At 70.0% G+C, this 20,257-nt stretch carries 13 protein-coding genes; 6 read left to right on the top strand and 7 right to left on the bottom strand.

Annotated elements, in window-relative coordinates; all coding sequences use genetic code 11:
* Positions 1-55: 55 nt before the first annotated feature.
* From ABZ664_RS20010 to ABZ664_RS19985, 6 genes are all read left to right on the top strand, one after another.
* A complete protein-coding gene (locus tag ABZ664_RS20010) occupies positions 56-1,051 on the top strand; it encodes an ABC transporter substrate-binding protein (RefSeq protein WP_362511549.1) in 996 nt (331 codons plus the stop codon).
* Positions 1,052-1,307: 256 nt separating this feature from the next.
* On the top strand, positions 1,308-3,734 hold the full coding sequence (locus tag ABZ664_RS20005) for an FAD-dependent oxidoreductase (protein ID WP_362511546.1): 2,427 nt from the start codon (positions 1,308-1,310) through the stop codon (positions 3,732-3,734).
* Positions 3,735-3,881: 147 nt separating this feature from the next.
* Complete coding sequence (locus ABZ664_RS20000) at positions 3,882-5,102, top strand: sarcosine oxidase subunit beta family protein (protein WP_362511543.1); 1,221 nt, start codon at positions 3,882-3,884, stop codon at positions 5,100-5,102.
* Between the two features lie 13 nt (positions 5,103-5,115).
* A complete protein-coding gene (locus tag ABZ664_RS19995; RefSeq protein WP_350946323.1) occupies positions 5,116-5,394 on the top strand; it encodes a sarcosine oxidase subunit delta in 279 nt (92 codons plus the stop codon).
* Positions 5,391-8,540, top strand: a complete 3,150-nt coding sequence (locus tag ABZ664_RS19990; protein WP_362511539.1) for a 2Fe-2S iron-sulfur cluster-binding protein — start codon at positions 5,391-5,393, stop codon at positions 8,538-8,540. Before ABZ664_RS19995 ends, ABZ664_RS19990 begins: the two co-directional genes overlap by 4 nt.
* On the top strand, positions 8,533-9,138 hold the full coding sequence (locus ABZ664_RS19985; protein WP_362511536.1) for a sarcosine oxidase subunit gamma family protein: 606 nt from the start codon (positions 8,533-8,535) through the stop codon (positions 9,136-9,138). The genes ABZ664_RS19990 and ABZ664_RS19985 overlap by 8 nt, the downstream gene beginning before the upstream one ends.
* A 103-nt stretch (positions 9,139-9,241) precedes the next feature.
* Here ABZ664_RS19985 and ABZ664_RS19980 read toward each other — a convergent pair whose 3' ends face one another.
* The 7 genes from ABZ664_RS19980 to ABZ664_RS19950 all read right to left on the bottom strand — a co-directional run bounded on the left by ABZ664_RS19980 (position 9,242) and on the right by ABZ664_RS19950 (position 20,175).
* A complete protein-coding gene (locus ABZ664_RS19980) occupies positions 9,242-10,681 on the bottom strand; it encodes an MFS transporter (protein WP_362511533.1) in 1,440 nt (479 codons plus the stop codon).
* A gap of 504 nt (positions 10,682-11,185) precedes the next feature.
* Complete coding sequence (locus ABZ664_RS19975) at positions 11,186-11,941, bottom strand: trypsin-like serine protease (RefSeq protein ID WP_362511530.1); 756 nt, start codon at positions 11,939-11,941, stop codon at positions 11,186-11,188.
* A 272-nt stretch (positions 11,942-12,213) separates the two neighbouring features.
* Positions 12,214-15,000: a glycoside hydrolase N-terminal domain-containing protein gene (locus tag ABZ664_RS19970; RefSeq protein WP_362511527.1), complete on the bottom strand. Its 2,787-nt coding sequence runs from the start codon at positions 14,998-15,000 to the stop codon at positions 12,214-12,216.
* Between the two features lie 153 nt (positions 15,001-15,153).
* On the bottom strand, positions 15,154-16,185 hold the full coding sequence (locus ABZ664_RS19965) for an ABC transporter permease (RefSeq protein WP_350946317.1): 1,032 nt from the start codon (positions 16,183-16,185) through the stop codon (positions 15,154-15,156).
* Positions 16,169-17,695, bottom strand: a complete 1,527-nt coding sequence (locus tag ABZ664_RS19960) for a sugar ABC transporter ATP-binding protein (protein ID WP_362511523.1) — start codon at positions 17,693-17,695, stop codon at positions 16,169-16,171. Before ABZ664_RS19960 ends, ABZ664_RS19965 begins: the two co-directional genes overlap by 17 nt.
* The gene (locus ABZ664_RS19955; RefSeq protein WP_362511520.1) at positions 17,685-18,758 is read right to left on the bottom strand and encodes a sugar ABC transporter substrate-binding protein; all 1,074 of its coding nucleotides are present in this window, start codon (positions 18,756-18,758) and stop codon (positions 17,685-17,687) included. The genes ABZ664_RS19960 and ABZ664_RS19955 overlap by 11 nt, the downstream gene beginning before the upstream one ends.
* 103 nt (positions 18,759-18,861) lie before the next feature.
* Complete coding sequence (locus ABZ664_RS19950; RefSeq protein ID WP_362511517.1) at positions 18,862-20,175, bottom strand: enolase C-terminal domain-like protein; 1,314 nt, start codon at positions 20,173-20,175, stop codon at positions 18,862-18,864.
* Positions 20,176-20,257: the final 82 nt, after the last annotated feature.

Raw genomic sequence — 20,257 nt, 5'->3', positions numbered from 1 at the left:
GGGCGCGGCCTGACACCACGAACACGGCACACGAAACCCAATACAGGAGGACCTGGTGACAGTTTCGAGGATCGGGCGACCGCGGGCGATGGCGCTCCTGGTCGCGACCGGCCTCCTCGTCTCCGCGTGCGGCGGGGCGAAGGTCGGCGAGAGCGACACAGGAGCCGCTCCGGCCGCCTCGGGCGCGGACGGCAGGAAGGCGTGCGGCGCGGTCAACATCGCGATCAACCCGTGGGTCGGGTACGAGGCGACCGCGGCGGTCATCGCCCACGTGGCGGAGAAGGATCTCGGCTGCTCGGTCACGAAGAAGGACCTCAAGGAGGAGGTCGCCTGGCAGGGCTTCGCCACCGGCCAGGTCGACGCGATCGTGGAGAACTGGGCTCACGACGACCTGAAGAAGAAGTACATCGACGACCAGAAGGTCGCCGTCTCGGCGGGGTCGACGGGTAACAAGGGTGTGATCGGCTGGTACGTGCCGCCGTGGATGGCCGAGAAGTACCCCGACATCACCGACTGGAAGAACCTCAACAAGTACGCCGACCTGTTCAAGACCTCCGAGTCGGGAGGCAAGGGGCAGCTGCTCGACGGCGACCCGTCCTTCGTGACCAACGACGCCGCCCTGGTGAAGAACCTGAAGCTGGACTACAAGGTCGTCTACGCGGGCAGCGAGGCGGCGCTCATCACCGGGTTCAGGCAGGCGGAGAAGCAGAAGACCCCGATGCTCGGCTACTTCTACGAGCCGCAGTGGTTCCTGTCGGAGGTCAAGCTCGTCAAGATCAAGCTACCCGAGTACACCGAGGGCTGCGACGCCGACGCAGAGAAGGTGGCCTGCGACTACCCGCTCTACGACCTCGACAAGATCGTGAGCAAGAAGTTCGCCGACTCCGGCAGTCCGGCGTACGACCTGATCAAGAACTTCACCTGGACGAACGAGGACCAGAACCTCGTGGCCAAGTACATCTCCGAGGACAAGATGACGGCCGAGGAGGCCGCGGAGAAGTGGGTCGGCGACAACCCCGACAAGGTGAAGGCCTGGCTTCCCGCCTCCTGAGAGCGATCCTCCCGCCGCACCGGAGGGCATCTTCCTCGTGCCCGGCGGCACGTCCCACGGGACGAGCCGCCGGGCATTCCGTGCCACGTCCGCGATGAGATCCCGTGCCGCGTCCGGCGCCGGGTCCGGCCACTTCTCCGCCAGGTCCGGCCACCTGCCCGGCGAGGCGGCCCGTCCTTGACAGCTCTCCCCGCAGGAGGACAATCTGTTGCGAGAAGCGCACCATGTTTCGGACTGCGCAACGACGGAGGTGGGTATGGCGGGCCGACGCGTCGTCATCATCGGAGCCGGGGTCGTCGGGGCGGCCCTCGCCGACGAGCTCTCGGCCAAGGGCTGGGACGCCATCACCGTCGTCGACCAGGGCACCGTGCCCGCCACCGGGGGATCGTCATCCCATGCTCCGGGCCTGGTCTTCCAGACCAACCCTTCCAAGACCATGGCGGAACTCGCCCGCTACACCGTAGAGAAGCTCGTCGACCTCGACTGCTTCCTGCAGGTGGGCGGCCTGGAGGTGGCCACCACGCCCGAGCGGCTCGCCGAGCTGCACCGGCGCCACGGCTGGGCGACCTCCTGGGGGATCGAGGCGAGCGTGCTCACTCCCGAGGAGTGCGTGGAGCGTCACTCCCTGCTGGACCGGGACAGGGTCCTCGGAGGGCTGTTCGTCCCCACCGACGGCCTGGCCAAAGCCGTGCGCGCCGTCGAGGTCCAGCTCGCGCGCGCCCGGGAACGCGGTGTCCGCGTCCTCGACCGGCACGAGGTGCTGGACATCCGCGTCGAGGACGACCGGGTCGCCGCCGTCGTCACCGACCGGGGTGAGATCCTCGCCGACCTCGTGGTCTGCTGCGCCGGGATCTGGGGTCCCAAAATCGCGGGCATGGTCGGCATGACGCTGCCGCTCACCCCCCTCGCCCACCAGCTCGCCTGGACCGGGCCCGTCCCCGCGCTCGCCGGACAGGCCGGCGAGGCCGTCCGGCCGATCCTGCGCCACCAGGACTCCGACCTGTACTACCGGGAGCGCTTCGACCGGATCGGCATCGGCTACTACGGCCACCGCCCGATGCCGATCACCGCCGAGGAGATCCTCCCGCTCGCCGACGCCGAGGTCATGCCCTCGGTGCTGGCGTTCACCGGCGACGACTTCGCCCCCGCCTGGGCCGAGACGAAGGCGCTGCTGCCCGCCACGAGGGAGGCCGAGCTCGAAGCGGGCATCAACGGCCTGTTCTCCTTCACCACCGACAACATGCCGCTGCTCGGACAGTCACGCGAGGTGGAGGGCTTCTGGGTGGCCGAGGCCGTGTGGGTCACCCACTCGGCGGGGGTGGGCCGCGCCATGGCCGAGTGGCTGGCCGACGGCCACTGCTCCTCCTTCGACCTGCACGAGTGCGACGTCAACCGGTTCGAGGCCCACCAGCTCGCCCCCGAGTACGTCCGCACCCGCGACTGCCAGAACTTCGTGGAGGTCTACGACATCATCCACCCGCTCCAACCGGCGGAGAACCTGCGCCCGCTGCGCACCAGTCCCTTCCACGCCCGCCAGCGCGAGCTGGACGCCTACTTCCTTGAGGCAGTCGGCTGGGAGCGCCCCCAGTGGTACGGGGCGAACGCGCCCCTGCTCGACGGCCGTGACATCCCCCGCCCCAACGACTGGGCCGCCCGCCACTGGTCGCCGATCGTCGGCGCGGAGGCCCAGGTCTCGCGCGAGGCCGTCGCCCTCTACGACATGAGCGCGCTCAAGCGGATCGAGGTCGCGGGCCGCGGTGCCGCCGCCTTCCTGCGGCGGATGTCCACGGGCGACGTCGACAAGTCCGTCGGCTCGGTCACGTACTGCCTGCTGCTCGACCACGACGGCGGCATCCGCAGCGACATCACCGTCGCCAGGCTGGGCCGCGACCTGTTCCAGATCGGCGCCAACGGCAACCTCGACCTCGACTGGCTGCACCGTCACCTTCCGGCCGACGGGTCGGTCACCGTCACCGACATCACACCGGGAACCTGCTGCGTCGGCGTCTGGGGCCCCCGGGCCCGCGAGGTCGTCGCCCCGCTCGCCGGACCCGCCTTCGGTCCCGGCGGTTTCCGCTACTTCCGCGCCGTGCGGGCGTACGTCGGCGCCGTGCCCGTCACCGCGCTGCGGCTCTCCTACATCGGGGAGCTGGGCTGGGAGCTCTACACGACGGCCGACATGGGCGCGAAGCTGTGGGACACCCTCTGGGAGGCGGGCCAGGAGCACGGGATCATCGCCGGAGGCCGCGGCGCCTTCAACAGCCTGCGGCTGGAGAAGGGCTACCGCTCCTTCGGCACCGACATGACCTACGAGCACGACCCGTACGAGGCGGGCCTCGGCTTCGCCGTGCGCAAGGCCGACCGGGGCGACTTCATCGGCCGCGCGGCCCTCGCCGAGCGCGGCACGACCCCCCGGCGCAGGCTGACCTGCCTCACCGTCGACGACCCCGCCGCCGTCGTGATGGGCAAGGAGCCGGTGTACGACGGTGAGTCCCGCGCCGGATACGTCACCAGCGCCGCCTACGGTCACACGATCGGCAAGAACATCGCCTACGCCTGGCTGCCCGCCGAGCTGTCCGTGCCAGGGCGAAAGCTGCACATCGGCTACTTCGACGAGCGGGTGGCCGCCGTCGTCGCCGAGGAGCCGCTCTACGACCCGGCGATGGAGCGCCTGCGTGGCTAGCCGGGCGCCGGGGACGAAGAGGATGCCCGTGAACTCCGCGAGGCCCGAACCCGCCCGCGTGTGGGCTCGCCCACGGGACCGAGAAGGGACGACGTCGACTTCCTTCCCACATCTGAAGGCCGAGGTCTCCACGCCGAAAGGAAAACGATGAGCACCGAGGAGCTCCCCGAGCATCCCGACCGGCTGTGGAGTGCTCCCGAACCGAAGTCCTCCTACGACGTGGTGATCGTCGGCGGCGGAGGCCACGGCCTGGCCACCGCCTACTACCTGGCCAGGAACCACGGGATCACGAACGTGGCCGTGCTGGAGAAGGGCTGGCTGGCCGGCGGCAACATGGCCCGCAACACCACCATCATCCGGTCCAACTACCTGTGGGACGAGAGCGCGGGCATCTACGAGCACTCGCTCAAGCTGTGGGAAGGGCTGGAGGAGGACCTCGGCTACCCCCTCCTGTTCAGCCAGCGCGGCGTGCTCAACCTCGCGCACAGCCTGCAGGACGTCAGGGAGGGCGTCCGCCGGGTCAACGCCAACCGTCTCAACGGCGTCGACGCCGAATGGCTCGGCCCCGAGGAGGTGAAGGAGGTCTGCCCGATCGTCGACGTCTCGCCCGACACCCGCTACCCGGTCCTCGGCGCCACCTACCAGCCGCGCGCGGGAATCGCCAAGCACGACTACGTGGCCTGGGGGTTCGCCCGCGCCGCCGCCGCGATGGGCGTCGACCTGATCGAGCACTGCGAGGTCACCGGCATCGACGTCGTGAACGGGCGCGTGGAGGCCGTACGCACCACCAGGGGCCGCATCGCCGCGGGCAGGGTCGCGATGTGCGCGGCGGGGCACTCCTCGGTCGTCGGCAGGATGGCGGGGGTGGAGCTGCCGGTGCAGAGCCATCCGCTGCAGGCACTGGTCTCGGAACTGCTGGAGCCCGTACACCCCACGGTGGTCATGTCCAACGCGGTGCACGTCTACGTCAGCCAGGCGCACAAGGGCGAGCTGGTCATGGGGGCGGGCATCGACGCCTACAACTCCTACCGGCAGCGCGGCGCGTTCCACATCATCGAGCGGCAGATGGCGGCGGCGCTCGAGCTGTTCCCCGTCTTCGCGCGGGCCCACGTGCTGCGTACCTGGGGAGGGATCGTCGACGTCACCCCCGACGCCTCGCCCGTCGTCGGGCTCACCCCCGTCGACCGTCTCTACGTCAACTGCGGATGGGGGACCGGCGGTTTCAAGGCCACCCCGGGCGTCGGATGGTGCTACGCGCACACGATCGCCCACGACGAGCCGCACCCCCTCAACGCCGCCTTCACGCTCGAACGATTCACCACCGGCGCGCTCGTGGACGAGCACGGCGCCGCCGCGGTGGCCCACTGAAGGAGCCCGACCGATGCTGCTGATCCCCTGTCCGTGGTGCGGACCACGGGACGAGGCCGAGTTCCACTACGGCGGGCAGGCCCACGTCGTCTACCCCGACGACCCCGCCGCGCTCTCCGACGAGGAGTGGGCGAGGTACCTGTTCTTCCGCGACAACCCCAAGGGGCCCTTCGCCGAGCGCTGGTACCACGTGGCCGGATGCCGCCGCTGGTTCAACGCGGTCCGCGACACCGCCACCAACGAGTTCCACGCCGTCTACCGGGTGGGCGAGCCGGGGCCGGTGAGCCGGTGAGCGAGCAGCCGTTCCGCCGGGCGGGCCATCGCGGGGAGACACTGCCGTTCCGGTTCGACGGCCGCGACTACGAGGGGTACCGGGGCGACACGCTCGCCTCCGCGCTGCTCGCCAACGGCGTCCGTACGGTCGCGACGAGCGTCGCGCTCGGCCGTCCCCGCGGGATCTTCGCCGCCTGGACCGAGGAGCCCAACGCCGTCGTCCAGATCGAGCATCCCTTCCCCGAGCCGATGCTCCAGGCCACCGTCGTCGAGCTGTACGCGGGACTGGTGGCCACCGGCCTGCCGGGCAGGGGCAGGCTCGCCGCCGAACCCGACCCGGCGCGCTACGACGGCGTGTACGCGCACTGTGACGTCATGGTGGTCGGCGCGGGACCGGCGGGCCTCGCGGCGGCGACCGCGGCGGCCACCTCGGGCGCCCGGGTGATCCTCGCCGACGACCGTCCCTCGCCGGGTGGAAGCCTGCCCGACACCGGCGAGAGCGTCGACGGCCTCCCCGGCTCGACCTGGGCCGCCACCGCGCTGGCCGCGCTGGAGACCCGTCCCGAGGTGCGGGTGCTCACCCGTACCAGCGTGTTCGGCTACTACGACGACAACTACCTGGTCGCCGTGGAACGCAGGGGGGAGAACGCCTCCTCCAGGACGCGCGTCTGGCGCGTCCGGGCACACCGCGTCGTGCTCGCCACGGGCGCGCACGAGCGTTCGATCGCCTTCGCGGGCAACGACCTGCCGGGTGTCATGCTCGCCGGTTCGGCGCGCGCCTACGTCAACCGGTACGGGGTCCTGCCCGGCCGCCGCGCGGTGGTGTTCACCACCGGGGACAGCGCCTACGCCGCGGCCCGCGACCTGGCCGCCGCGGGCGTCGAGATCGCCGCCGTCGTGGACACGCGCCTCGCCGCCGACCTGAGCCGGAACGGCCCCGGCGGGGCGGCGGGCCGGGAGGGCCCGGATGGTCCGGGCGGCCCAGGTGACGTGAACGGCACGGACGACACGGAGGGCCTCGCCGGGGGCCTCGCCGGGGGCCTCGGAGGTGCCGAGGTGCTCACCGGTCACGTCGTCACCCGCGTGAACGGCGAACACGGCGTCACCTCCGTGACCGTCTCGAAAAGACCCGCCGAGGACGGCACACCTTCCGGAGCCGCTTCCGGGACGAACACGTCGGGGGCCGTCGCCTCAGGGATCGCCGCACCCGGGTCCGTCGCCTCAGAGGCGGCCGCTTCCGGGACGCCCGTTTCCGAGACGAACGCGTCTGGGACGAATGCGTCCGGGACGAACGCCTCCGAGGCGGACACCTCCGGCGGACGCGAGATCGAAGCCGACCTGTTGCTCGTCTCTGGCGGATGGAACCCCGCCGTCCACCTGTTCAGCCAGGCATCAGGGACACTTCGCTACGACGAGGCGCTCGGCTCCTTCGTCCCCGGGACCTGCCGTCAGGCCGTCGAGGTCGCCGGAGCCGCCCGAGGGCTCCGCACCCTCGCCTCCTGCCTGGAGGACGGCGCCGCCGCCGGAGCGCGGGCCGCCGAGGCGGCCGGTTTCGGTGCCCTCCCGACCGCCCCCCACTCGTCCGTCCAGGAGGCGACGGAGACCTCGGGGGCCGGGGGAGCGGACACGGAGGCGGTCTCGAACCTCCGGGAGACAGCTGACGAAACCATGGGCGGAGCCCTTTCCGAGCACGTGTGGCTCGTCCCCGCCGACGACTACCGGACTCACTTCGTCGACCTGCAGCGCGACGTCACCGTCGCCGACATCATGCGCGCCACCGGGGCCGGGCTCCGTTCGGTCGAGCACGTCAAGCGTTACACCACCGCGGGGACCGCACACGACCAGGGAAAGACCTCCGGGGTGCTCACCAGCGGCGTCGTCGCCCACCTCCTCGGCGTGGACGTCTCCGAACTGGGCACCACCACCTTCCGCGCACCCTATGTGCCCGTCTCCTTCGCGACCCTCGCCGGGCGCGACAGGGGAGCGCTGCACGATCCCGTCCGGGTCACCGCGCTGCACGAGTGGCACGTGGCCCACGGAGCGCCGTTCGAGAACGTCGGCCAGTGGAAGCGGCCCTGGTACTACCCCCGCGAGGGCGAGGACATGGAGGCCGCCGTCCTGCGCGAGTGCCGGGCCGTGCGGGAGACGGCCGGAGCGATGGACGCCTCCACACTCGGCAAGATCGACATTCAGGGGCCGGACGCCGCGCAGTTGCTCGACCGGCTCTACACCAACATGATGAGCACCCTCAAGGTCGGCTCGATCCGCTACGGCGTGATGTGCCGCCCCGACGGGATGGTCTTCGACGACGGCACGGTGATCCGCCTGGCCGAGAACCGTTTCCTGGTGACGATCACCACCGGCAACGCCGCGGCCGTCCTCGACTGGATGGAGGAGTGGCTGCAGACGGAATGGCCCTCGCTGCGGGTCTACTGCACCTCGGTCACCGAGCAGTGGGCGACGGTCGCGCTCGCCGGGCCGCGCTCCCGCGAGGTGCTCGCCGCACTCGCCCCCGACCTGGCCGTGGACAACGCGAGCTTTCCGTTCATGACGTGGCGTGACGGCCGGGTGGCGGGCCTGGACGCGCGGGTGTGCCGGATCAGCTTCTCGGGTGAGCTGGCGTACGAGATCAATGTCAGCGCCTGGGACGGGCTCGCCCTGTGGGAGGCACTCCAGGCCACCGGGGCGGTCACCCCGTACGGGACCGAGACGATGCACGTGCTGCGGGCCGAGAAGGGCTACCCCATCGTGGGACAGGACACCGACGGCACGGTCACCCCCGCCGACCTCGGCATGGAGTGGGTGGTGTCCAAGAAGAAGGCCGACTTCATCGGGAAGCGTTCCTTCTCCCGCGCCGACACCGCCAGGCCCGACCGCAAGCACCTGGTCGGCCTGCTGCCGATCGACCGGGACCTCCTGCTGCCCGAGGGCTCCCACCTGGTGGCCTTCGACCGGCTGCCCGAGCCGCCGGTGCCCACGCTCGGCCACGTCACCTCCAGTTACCGCAGTGCCGCGCTCGGCAGGACCTTCGCCCTCGCCCTCGTCAGCGGGGGGCGCGAACGCGTCGGCGAGCGGCTGTACGTGCCCGTCGCAGGGGAACTGCTGCCCGTCACCGTCACCCACCACGTCCTCTACGACCCCGAGGGAGCGCGCCGCGATGGCTGAGCCGCCGACCGGGCGGTTGAGCCCGCTCGCCCGGCTGGAACCGGTGTCGAGCCAGAACCTCCGCATCGCGGAGCTGCCTTTCCTCACCCAGATCGGCCTGCGGGTGGAGCCGGGGAGCGGCACCGCGACCGACGTCGCCGGCGCCCTCGGCGTCCCGCTCCCCGTCGAGCCGGGCACCTTCGCGAGCACCGGCCACGATGTGCCGCAGTCCGGTAGGGCCGAGAGCGACACCCTGGTGTTGTGGCTCGGTCCCGACGAGTGGCTCGTCGTCGGGCCCGCGGGCGACACGGGACTGGAGACCCGCCTGCGAGCCGCGGCCGGGACCGGTCACGCCGCGGTCACCGACGTCTCCGCCCAGCGGACCGTACTGCTCGTGGCCGGTCCCAGGGCCCGCGACCTGCTCTCCCACGGCTGCGCCCTCGACCTGCACCCTCGCGTGTTCGGCCCCGGCCGCTGTGCCCAGACCATGCTCGCCCGAGCCCAGGTCGTCCTCGCCGCACGCGGAGGCGACGAGTTCCACATCTTCGTACGCCCGTCCTTCGCGGCCTACCTCGCGGCGTGGCTCCTTGATGCGGCGGGGGAGTACCTGGGCGACTGAGGCGGTCGCGGGGAGCCCGAGCGGACATGGGGAGAGGGCCGGTCCCGGTGTGTGCCGGGACCGGCCCTCTCTCCGTGAAGGCCCGCTGAAGACCCGCCGAAGACTAGGCGCCGGCCACGGAGGCGGACCTGGCCTCCGGGACGGAAGCCGCAGGAGCGGCGGGAGCCGGCTTGCGTACCGCCGGAAGAACGGTCGCGGAGATGATCACGATCACCACGGAGAGCGCGGTGGAGAGCCAGAACGCCGTCTGGATCCCGTCGATGGTGATGCCCTGTCCCGTCCCACCGACGAGCGAGGCCACCGCCACCGCGACGCCGAGGCACAGCCCGACCCCGAGCTGGCGGTTCGAGTTGTAGAGACCCGACGCGAGGCCCATCTGGGCACCGGCCACACCGGACGTGGCCGCCACCGCGGTGCTGATCATCATGACCGTCACACCGACGCCGAGCAGGACGCCTCCGGGCAGCACGTTCAGCAGGAACGAGCCGTTGGCGGGCGCGAGCGCCAGCACCAGCGAGCCGACGACCAGGAAGAGGGCGCCGACGACCAGCACCGGACGGGCCCCGATCCGCGCGGTCGTCTTCGCCACCGGCAGCGACGCCAGCACGACCACGAGGGCCTGCGGGAAGAACGCGAGCCCGGTGAGGATGGCCGAGAAGCCCAGGACCTGCTGCATGTAGAGCGTGATGAAGAACGTCGAGATGGACATGACGCCACCCGACAGGAACGCGACCAGGTTGCCGCCCGTCACCCCGCGGTTACGGAAGATCGAGAGCGGCACCAGCGGGGCGGACACGCGGGTCTGCACGAACAGGAACACGACGAGCAGCGCGGCTCCCGCGATCAGCGGGGTCAGCACACCGGCGCTGCCCCAGCCCTCGTCGGAGGCGATCGTGAGGGCGTAGGCGATCGAGCACATGCTCGCGGTCACCAGGATGGCGCCGGGGACGTCGATGCGCGAGGAGCGCCTCGACACGCTGTCGTCGTCGAGGCGGATCGCGGCGCGCACGACCATCACGATGCCGACCGGGACGTTGATGAACATGACGGCACGCCAGCCGAAGATCTCGGTCAGCACGCCGCCGGCGAGCACGCCACCGGCGAAGCCCACCGAGGACACGGCGCCGAACACGCCCATGGCCTTGGCCCGCGCCTCCCCCTCGGGGAAGCCCGCACCGATCATCGCCAGCACGGCCGGAGCCACCGCCGCGGCCGAGAAGCCCTGCAGGGCACGGGCGACGATGAGCACGACGGAGGAGGTCGCGAAGCCGCCCACCAGGGAGGCGATCGTGAAGATCGCGAGGCCCCACACGAACATGCGCTTGCGGCCGATGATGTCGCCCACGCGCCCGCCGAGCAGCAGGAAGCCGCCGTAGAACAGCGCGTACGCTCCGACGACCCAGGGCAGGGCGCCGGAGGTGAAGGACAGGTCGGTCTTGATCCATGGCAGAGCGACGTTCACGATCGCGAAATCGAGCGTCAGCATGAACTGGGCGAGGCACAACAGAAGCAGTGGTGGTGGCTTCTTAACCTGAGAGTCCATGGTTTCTTTCTCCTGTCTCCTGGCACGGATTAAGCTATTCTCGGCGTCGATTTAAGCCCGGATGTTCTGGTGACGACCGATGACCCGAGTGGCTGTTTCTGGCACAACCGTCTCAATGGCGTGCGGCCGGGCCAACCGCTGTTGGCGCTCAGCAGCCGTCCGTGGATCGTGGGCGAATACGAACGCCTGTCGACAGGAGAAGCATGGTCTTGGCCGACAATTTTCACTCCCCTTGGCGTCGACATAATCGTTCCTGGTGTAAATCAATTATGTGGTCGCAGGCCAAGGGCGGCCAGAGCGTCAATCATCAAAAGCGCGTGCATCTTTCATGCCGGTCAAGATGAATAATTCAGCAATCGGACGCCGCGGTATGAACTGCCTGCCGAGTGCGGGCGGGGCGACGAGGTCGGCGGGTGGGACGACCCCGTGCGGCACGGGGTCGTCCGGTGAGAGGGCGGGTCCTTGTCGTGCGGCGAAGGTCCGCCCGGAGAGGCGGTCAGCCGTTCAGGGGAGTGTGACAAACCTCTTGAGGAAACTCCGGGCCGCCGGGGTGTCCAGACGGTAGTCGTAGTTGATCTTCTTGCACGCCTCGTCCTCCCCGCTGATGGTCGTGGCCACGAGCAGGTCCGAGGTGGGTCCCCCCAGGAAGTTCGGGCCGCCCGAGTCGCCGAAGCAGGTGCTGCCGTCGCCCTTGGAGGGGTCCAGCGACAGTTTGAGCCAGTCGCGGGTGAGAGCCTCGAAGGAGATGGACGCCTGGTGGCGGGTGTCGGTATAGGTCAGCCGCGTCCTGTGCTTGACCTTGACCGAGGCCATGGCGCCGTACCCGACCGGGGTGAATCTCGCCGTCTTGAGGGTCTTGTCGGCCTTAAGGCGGTCGAGCAGGCCCTCGGTGGGCAACCTGGCGGGCGTGATGCCGGGGATCGCCGCGTCGAAGAGGACGACGGCCATGTCATGAAGATCGGACTCGTCCCTGTAGCGCGAGTCGCGGACGTAGCGACCGGTGTAGATCTTGTCTCCCGGCCGGTAGCGGCTGGAGAAGGAGACCTGGGCGGTCTTCTGCCCCGGTTCCGCGCAGTGGGCGGCGGTGAGGAAGACGGTCGGCGAGATGAGCGTGCCGGTGCAGTAGGACCATGTGCCGTCATCGTTGGGCGTGTCGCCGATGATCGCTCCCACCTGCGGGTGAACGGTCAGGTCGGGCGAACCATTCATGATCGCCTGTGCCGGGGAGGCGGTGATCGTCGCGAGGGTGGCAGAAATCATGACAAAAGGGATGAAACGCACGCGGGAACTGTAGCCGTCCGAGGGTTACATTTGGCATACGGCGCAGAAAGATCTACTCGTTGCTTGCCGGGTCCGCAGGCGAAGGGCTCAAGGGAAGGCGCCGGTCACGGTGGCCGGGCCGATCGGAGTCGCGTCGCGACTCTCCGGGCTCGGCGGCGTTCCGGCCGGATCCTTCGGCGCGCACCGGGGCGGGCTTCGCCGCGACCGGCGGACGGTCGCGGCGAAGCGCACGGGAATCAGGCCGGCGACCGTCACACGTTCGTGATGGTCCACTGGTTGTTGGTGCTGTTGTTGGGGGCCCACATGGCCACGGTGGAGCCGGCGGTGCTGTTGCCCATGCCGTCGAGGGCGGTGTTGGTGCCGCGGTTGATGATCTGCTGGCGGCCGTTGCCCACGCTGTTGAGACGCCACTGCTGGTTGTTGCCACCGCTCCAGGCGGCCTGTCTGGCGTTGGCGCCGTTGGCGGTGTTGCCCCAGCTGTCGATGACCATGCCGTTGGTGCGGTTGACGATGCGGTACCAGCCGCCGCCCAGGTCGACCAGCTGCCACTGCAGGTTGGTGCTGCCGTCGGAGGCGTTCCACTGCTTGAGGTTCGATCCGGAGGCGACGTTGCCGCCGCTGTCCAGTGCCAGGCCGGTGGTGCCGTTGGTGATCCGCACATAGCCCGTCGGCTGCTGCGGCGTGCCTGACGCCGTCACCCGGTAGGTGCGACCGGCCTGGCCGGTCAGCCTGATGACGCCGGCCTCCGGGCTGGTGACGGTGACGGCACCGTTGGTCGCGGTGTCGACCACCTGGTAGGTCCCGGTGAGCGACTGGCTGCGCACGTTCACCGTGCCGTCGCGGTCGAACTTGACGAGGATCTCGCCGGCCAGGCCGGAGGCCCAGGTGATGTCCACGGTGTAGCCGCCGCGCCCCCGAAGCCCCTGCACCTTCCCGCTCGGCCAGGCCGAGGGCAGTGCCGGCAGCACGTGCAGCTCGCCGTTGTGGCTCTGCAGCAGCATCTCGGCGATGCCGGAGGTGGCGCCGAAGTTGCCGTCGATCTGGAACGGCGGGTGCAGGTCGAACATGTTCGGCGCGAGCCTGGCCGGCGTCACCAGCAGGCGGATCAGGTTCTGCGCCCGGTTGCCCTCCTCCATCCGCGCCCAGTAGTTGATCTTCCAGGCGAGCGACCAGCCGGTCCCGTCGTCACCGCGCAGTTCGAGGGTCCGCCGCGCGGCGGTGTACAGGGAAGGGGTGCCGCGCTTGGTGATCTGGTTGCTGGGGTGCAGGCCGTACAGGTGGGAGACGTGCCGGTGGTTGGGCTCGGTCTCGACCCAGTCGTACAGCCACTCCTGGATGTTGCCGCGCGAGCCGACCTTCATCGGAGGGAGCCGGTCCCTGGTCGCCAGGACCCGCGTACGGAAGTCGGCGTCGACGCCCAGCACCTGGCTCGCCTTGGCACAGCCGTCGAACAGGTCACGCAGGATCTGGTTGTCCATCGTGGGGCCCGCGCACACGCTGACGCCCGAGTGGTGGGCCAGTTCCGGGGAGTTCGACGGGTTGGTGACCAGATACCTGAGGGCCGGCTCCTCCACGAGGGTGTCGAGGAAGAACTGGGCGGCCCCCTTCATCGCCGGGTAGTACTCCCGCAGGAAGTCGACGTCGCCGGTGAAGTTGTAGTGGTCCCAGATCATGGTGGCCAGCCACGCGCCGCCGGTCTGCCACATGCCCCAGAACGCGCCGTCGACCACCGACGCGCCCCGCCACCCGTCGGTGTTGTGGTGGGTCACCCAGCCGCCGGCGTTGTACTGCACCCGGGCCGTGCGGGCGCCGGTGACCGTGAGGTCGTTGATCATCTTGAACACCGGCTCGTAGCACTCCGACAGGTTCGTGCTGTCGGCCGGCCAGTAGTTCATCGGCAGGTTGGCGTTGATGGTGTACTTGGAATCCCATGACGGGCTCAGCGAGTCGTTCCAGATGCCCTGCAGGTTGGCCGGCTGGGTGCCCGGACGCGAGGAGGAGATCAGCAGATATCGGCCGAACTGGAACAGCAGGGCCGACAGCTGCGGGTCGTTGGTGTTCGCGTGCTGCGAGATCCGCACGTCGGTCGGCTGGTCGGCCGCCGAGGTGCGGCCGAGGTCGAGCGTCGTGCGCGAGAACAGCCGCTGGTAGTCGGCGACGTGCCGGCTGCGCAGGTCGCTGTAGGACCTGGGGACGGCCGCGTCGAGGTGCCGCCGTGCGATGCCCTGGTAGTCGCCGCCGACGTTCTGGTAGTTGACGTAGCTGGTGCCGATGGAGATCAGCACCGTCACGCTGTTGGCCCCGGTCACCTGCAGCGTGCCGCCGCTGCTGGTGACGGTGCCGCCTTCGGCGACGGCGCGGGCCAGCCCGAGGAACCGGACCGCGCCGGTCTTGCCCTCCATGTTGCCCGAGATGCCGTCGAGCCCCACGGACGTGCCGTCCGGGCTGGTGCGCGTCGTGCGCTGAGGGCTGTCGAACGTCGCGGAGAACGTGATCGAGCCGGGCCTGTCGGCGGTGAGGCGCAGGGCGATGACCTGGTCGGGTGCGCTCGCGAACGTCTCGCGCTGGTAGCGGATGCCGCCTTTCAGGTACGACACCATGGTGGTGGCCGTGGTCAGGTCCAGGTAGCGGTTGTACTCGGAGACCCCGCTCGTGTTGCCGAAGGTGAGCCGCAGGTTGCCGGCGAGCTGGTAGGCGAGCTGACCCGCGGGGCTGCCCAGCATGTTCTGGTCGATCAGGGTCTGCGCCTGGCTCCACTGGTTCTGGAAGACCAGCTGCCTGATCTGCGCCAGCGCCGCCGCGCCTCTGGTGTTGCTCTGGTCGTAGGGGCCACCGGCCCAGATGGTGTCCTCGTTGAGCTGCAGACGCTCGACGTCGACGTTGCCGAACACCATCGCGCCCAGGCGCCCGTTGCCGATCGGGAGCGCGCGGAGCCAGTCGGTGCCGGCGCTCTGGTTGTACCAGAGCGCCATGTCGTTCGCGGCGACCACCGCCGGGGGCGGGGCCGAGGCGGCTTGGGCGGCCGCCGTCCACGGCATCGGTAACAGCATGGAGCCTGCTCCGACCGTTCCGATCTGCATCAGTCGTCTGCGTGTCAGGGGGTGCTCGGACATTTCGTTCCAATCGGTAGGGGGTGTGGCGCCCGGGAGGGCGCCGTGGCGGAGGAACGTGAAAGAGGTACCTGAGACGAGCTAGTCCTGGACTTTGCCTCCCGTGAGACGGGAGAGGATGAGGGCGATGAGGATGATGGCGCCGTTGAGAGCCTGGATCCACTGGGCCGGCACGCCGGCCAGGGTGAGGACGTTCTGGATCATGTAGAGCAGGAGGATGCCGGTGAAGGCGCCGAACATCGTGCCCTTGCCGCCGTTGAGGCTGACGCCGCCGATCACGGCCGCGGCGAACACGGTGAAGATGGCGCCGTCGCCCTGCGCGGCGGCCACCGAGGCGAGGCGCCCCGACAGCAGCAGGCCTCCGAGCGCGGCGAGCAGGCTGGCGCCCACCAGGGCGGTCCACAGCACCCGGTCGGTGCGGATGCCGGCCGCCTTGGCCGCGTCCACGTTCCCGCCGAGGGCGTACAGGGCGCGGCCGTAGCGGGTGAAGCCGAGCAGCACGATGCCGACGGCGAACAACAGCAGGCACAGCCAGATCGAGGCGGGCACCCCGAACCACAGGGCCGAGCCGAGGTAGAGCATCGACGGCGGCAGGTTGAAGAAGGTCTGGCCGCCGGAGATGCCGGTGAGCAGGCCGCGCAGCACGATCAGCATGCCGAGGGTGACGATGAAGCCGTTGAGCCCGAACCGCACGATGAGCAGGGCGTTGATCGCGCCGATCAGCACACCGACGGCGAGGGTGATCGGGATCGACCAGGCGCCCGACAGCACGCCGAGCCCGGCGCCCGAGCCGACCGCGACGGTGAGCCAGGCGGCCACGCCCGGCGCGAGACCGAACGTCGACTCCAGCGAGAGGTCCATCTTGCCGGCGACCAGGACGAGTGTCTGCGCCATGACCAGCAGCGAGATCTCCGACATGGTCTGCAGGATGTTGATCAGGTTGTCGCCCTGCAGGAAGATCGGGTGAACGATCTGGCCGACAACGGCGATCACGATGATCGCGGGGATCAGCGCGAGGTCGCGCAGCCTGGCGAGCCGCACCCGGGGGCGTTCCCGCTGGGGGGCGGCGCTCTCCGGTGCGGGCGTGCGGGTTTTCTCAGGCGTCGAGGGCATCGAGCCGGACTCCTTCCATGGCCGCCACCACGTCGTGGTCGTGCCATCCGGAGGCCATCTCCGCGACGAGACGGCCCTGGAACATCACCAGCAGCCGGTCGCACAGCCGCAGGTCGTCGAGTTCGTCGGAGGCGATCACCACACCGCTCCCTTTCTCGGCGGTCTCCTCGACCTTGCCGAGCAGGAACTCCTTGGACTTCACGTCCACCCCCGCGGTAGGGGTGATCAGCACGAGCACCCGGGGGTCGGAGGCGAGCGCCCTGGCCATCACGACCTTCTGCTGGTTGCCGCCCGACAGGCCCATCACGGGCAGGTCGGGGCCGGGCGTCTTGATCGCCAAGTTGTCGATCAGGACCCTGGCGAGCCGGTCGCGCCGCCTGCCGCTGATCAGACCGGCCTCGCCGAGCTGTTCGGGGACGGTCATGGTGGCGTTGTCGGCGATCGACATCATCGCGACGAACCCCTGGTGATGCCGGTCACGGGGGACGAAGCCGACGCCCGCGGCGAGCGCGTCGGGCACGCTGCCGGGACGGGGACGACGTCCGGCGATCTCGATCGTGCCCGAATCGGCCGCGCGCAGCCCGGCGACGGTCTCGGCCAGTTCGGTCCGGCCGCTGCCGGCCGCGCCGGCCAGGCCGACGATCTCGCCGGCCCGGACCTGGAAGTCGATCTCCCGGTAGGCGTCGCCGTAGGACAGGTCGTGCACGTCGAGCGCGACACCGGCGTCGGCGGGCACGGCCGCCCTGGGCGCTGCCGTGGTCAGGCCGGTCGCCTCTCCCGCCATCGCCGCCACCAGTTCGGTGTGCGTCAGGTCGGCCACCGTGGTGGTCAGGATGTGCCGGGCGTCGCGGAAGACCGTGACCGTGTCGCAGATCTCGTAGATCTCCTGCAGGTGGTGGCTGATGAACAGGAAGGTCACCCCCTGTTCCTGCAGGGCGCGGATACGGGTGAACAACCGGGCGATGGCGGCGGCGTCGAGCTGGGCGGTCGGTTCGTCCAGAATGATGAACCGGGCGCCGAAGGACAGCGCACGGGCGATCTCCACGAACTGCCGCTGCTCGACGTCCAGCTCGCCGGCCGGCAGGCGCACGTCGACGTCCACCGACCAGGTGGCGAGCAGCGTGGCCGCCTTACGCCGCAGCGCGTCCCAGCGGACCAGCCCGAACCTGTTCAGGTCATGACGGTTCAGGTAGAGGTTCTCCGCCACGGTCAGCTCGGGGATGATCGTGGACTTCTGGTAGACGCAGGCCACCCGCTGCCGCCAGGCGTCACGGTCGGCGAGGCGCGGGGCGGGTTCGCCGCCGAACCGTACCTCGCCCTCGTCGGGGGGCTGGAGTCCGGTGAGGATCGAGACCAGGGTGGACTTCCCGGCCCCGTTGCGGCCGACCAGCGCGTGGGTCCGGCCGGGCATGATCCGGATCCCGGCACGGTCGAGCGCGACGGTCTCGCCGTACCTCTTGGTGACGCCCACCGCCTCGACGAGGGGTGTGGTCGTCTGGTCAGCCGCCAAGGTTGTTGCCCCATAGCGAGGAGTCGTCCGACTTGACGCTCGGGACGTCTCCGTAGGTGCCGCCGTCGGCGGTGACCAGGGGTGCCGACAGCTGGTCCTCCAGCAGGCCGGGGCGCACCTGGATGATGTTGCTGTCGTGGTCGGTCGGGCCGGGCTGGAAGGTCTTGCCCTCGATTGCGGCCTTGGTGTACTCCAGCGCGTACTTGGCGTACTGGTCGGCCGGCTGTGAGACGGTCGCGTCGATGTTGCCGGCGGCGATCTCCTTCAGCTCCTGGGGGATGCCGTCGTTGGAGACGACGAAGACGTGCTTGGGGTCGCTCGGGGGGACGAGCAGGTTGCGCTGCTTGAGCAGCTGGAGGGTGCCCGCCAGGGCGAAGCTCGACTGCATGTAGACGCCCCTGATGTCGGGGTTGGCGGTGAGCTGCGTCTGGAGCTTCTGCGAGGCGATGGCGCCGTCCCAGTTGGTGGCCTCACCGAACACCGTGATGCCGGGGTAGTCGGCCTTCATGCAGTCGTTGAACGCCTCGGTGCGGTCGCGGCCGTTGATGGAGGCGAGGTCGCCCTGGAGCATCACGACCTTGCCCTTGCCCGACAGCTTCTCGCCGAGGAACTTGCACGCCTTCTCCCCGTACGCCCGGTTGTCGGCACGCACCACCATGTAGGCGTCACCCTGCTCGGGGCGGGTGTCGACCATGACGACGGGGATCTTCTTGGCGGTGAGCTGCTGGAGGGTGGGGGCCACGGCCGCGGTGTCCTGCGGCGCGAGCACCAGGCCCTTGACGCCCTGGCTGACGAGGCTCTGCACGTTGGAGGTGAGCTTGGCGATGTCGTTCTGCGAGTTGGAGGTCTTCAGGTCGAGGCCGTTCTCGGCGCCGAACTGGGGGACGTACTTGATGAAGGAGTTCCAGAAGTCGGTGTCGGAGCGAGGGTAGTCCACCCCGACGACCGGCTTGCTCTCTCCCGGGGCGGCCGCTGTCGTGCCGGTGCCCGCGTCGCCCCCGCACGCGCCGGTCAGGCCGGCCGCGAGGGCGATGGCCGTTCCCAGAGCGAGTCCTCGTCTCATGGTTGTTCCTTTCCTGTGCTGGGTCGCGGCCGGAGTTCGTCCATGTCGTCCGCGACCAGGTCGGTGCCGGTGGCCGAAGCCGTGAAAAAGTCGAAGGCACCCATTACGCCGTCCCCGTGGCGTCGGCCGCCCACTGGGGGCCGTGCGGGTAGGCGTACTCGGCGCGGGAGGCCGGACGCATCTCGGCGCCCCCGCCCGGCTTGACGGGGACGACGTATCGGCCCTCTTTGATCACCACCGGGTCGGTGAAGTGCTCGTGGAGGTGGTCGATGTACTCGATGACGCGGTCCCCGATGGCGCCGCTGACGGCTACGTAGTCGAACATCGACAGGTGCTGGACCATCTCGCACAGGCCGACGCCGCCCGCGTGCGGGCACACCGGCACCCCGAACTTGGCGGCGAGCAGCAGGATGGCGATGTTCTCGTTGACCCCGGCGACCCTGGCCGCGTCGAGCTGCAGGATGTCGATCGCGCCCGCCTGCAGGAACTGCTTGAACATCACCCGGTTGTGGCCGTGCTCGCCGGTGGCGACCTTGACGGGCGCGACCCGCTCCCGGATGGCGGCGTGGCCGAGCACGTCGTCGGGGGAGGTGGGCTCCTCGATCCAGTACAGGTCGAACTCGGCGAGGGCGGCCATGCGCTCGATCGCCTGGCCGACGTTCCACGCCTGGTTGGCGTCCACGGCGATGCGCACGTCGGGGCCGACCGCCTCGCGGGCCAGCCGTACGCGCCGGACGTCCTCGGCGGGGTCGGCGCCGACCTTCAGCTTGATCAGGCCGAACCCGTCGGCGACCGCCTCCTTGGACAGCCGGACCAGCTTGTCGTCGGTGTAGCCGAGCCAGCCCGGAGTGGTGGTGTAGGCCGGGTAGCCCTCGGCGAGCAGGTGCGCCTGGCGCTCGGCGCGGCCGGGCTCGGCGGCGCGCAGGATGGCCAGCGCCTCCTCGCGGGTGAGCGCGTCCTCCAGGTAGCGGAAGTCGACGACGTCGACGATCTCCTCGGGGGACAGTTCCGCCAGCAGCCGCCACAGCGGCTTGCCCTCCCTGCGCGCCCGAAGGTCCCACAGAGCGTTGAGCACGGCCCCGGCCGCCATGTGGATGACGCCCTTCTCCGGGCCGAGCCAGCGCAGCTGGCTGTCGCCGGTGAGCCGGCGCGACACCCCGCCGAGATCGCCGAGCACCTCGGAGACCGGCCGTCCGGTGACCAGTGGCGCCAGCGACTCCACGGAGGCGACGGCGATCTCGTTGCCGCGTCCGACGGTGAAGGCGAGCGCGTGCCCCTCCTGCCCGCCGTCGGTCCGCACGATCACGTAGGCGGCGGAGTAGTCGGGCTCGGGGTTCATGGCGTCGGAACCGTCGAGGTGCCGAGAGGTGGGGAAGCGGATGTCGTGGGCCTCGACCGCGGTGATCAGCTCCGTCACAGGGTCCCACTCCGGTGATGCGTGCGCACGAAGGTCTACCTCCAGTGGATGTTTCCGGAAGATGAAGAGATCTTCACCACAT

Source organism: Streptosporangium sp. NPDC006930, assembly GCF_040635605.1.
Lineage (GTDB): Bacteria > Actinomycetota > Actinomycetes > Streptosporangiales > Streptosporangiaceae > Streptosporangium.
Note: the sequence above shows the minus strand (reverse complement) of the source record. Positions and strands in the feature narration are given on the sequence as shown.

What these genes read in the sequence shown, in the direction of transcription:
- ABZ664_RS19970 (WP_362511527.1), bottom strand. Translation starts at nt 15,000, where the DNA reads ATGCCGTGGACGGCGGCCGCCCAAGCCGCCTCGGCCCCGCCCCCGGCG.
- ABZ664_RS19980 (WP_362511533.1), bottom strand. Translation starts at nt 10,681, where the DNA reads ATGGACTCTCAGGTTAAGAAGCCACCACCACTGCTTCTGTTGTGCCTC.
- ABZ664_RS19965 (WP_350946317.1), bottom strand. Translation starts at nt 16,185, where the DNA reads ATGCCCTCGACGCCTGAGAAAACCCGCACGCCCGCACCGGAGAGCGCC.
- ABZ664_RS19955 (WP_362511520.1), bottom strand. Translation starts at nt 18,758, where the DNA reads ATGAGACGAGGACTCGCTCTGGGAACGGCCATCGCCCTCGCGGCCGGC.
- ABZ664_RS19995 (WP_350946323.1), top strand. Translation starts at nt 5,116, where the DNA reads ATGCTGCTGATCCCCTGTCCGTGGTGCGGACCACGGGACGAGGCCGAG.
- ABZ664_RS19975 (WP_362511530.1), bottom strand. Translation starts at nt 11,941, where the DNA reads ATGATTTCTGCCACCCTCGCGACGATCACCGCCTCCCCGGCACAGGCG.
- ABZ664_RS20000 (WP_362511543.1), top strand. Translation starts at nt 3,882, where the DNA reads ATGAGCACCGAGGAGCTCCCCGAGCATCCCGACCGGCTGTGGAGTGCT.
- ABZ664_RS19985 (WP_362511536.1), top strand. Translation starts at nt 8,533, where the DNA reads ATGGCTGAGCCGCCGACCGGGCGGTTGAGCCCGCTCGCCCGGCTGGAA.
- ABZ664_RS20005 (WP_362511546.1), top strand. Translation starts at nt 1,308, where the DNA reads ATGGCGGGCCGACGCGTCGTCATCATCGGAGCCGGGGTCGTCGGGGCG.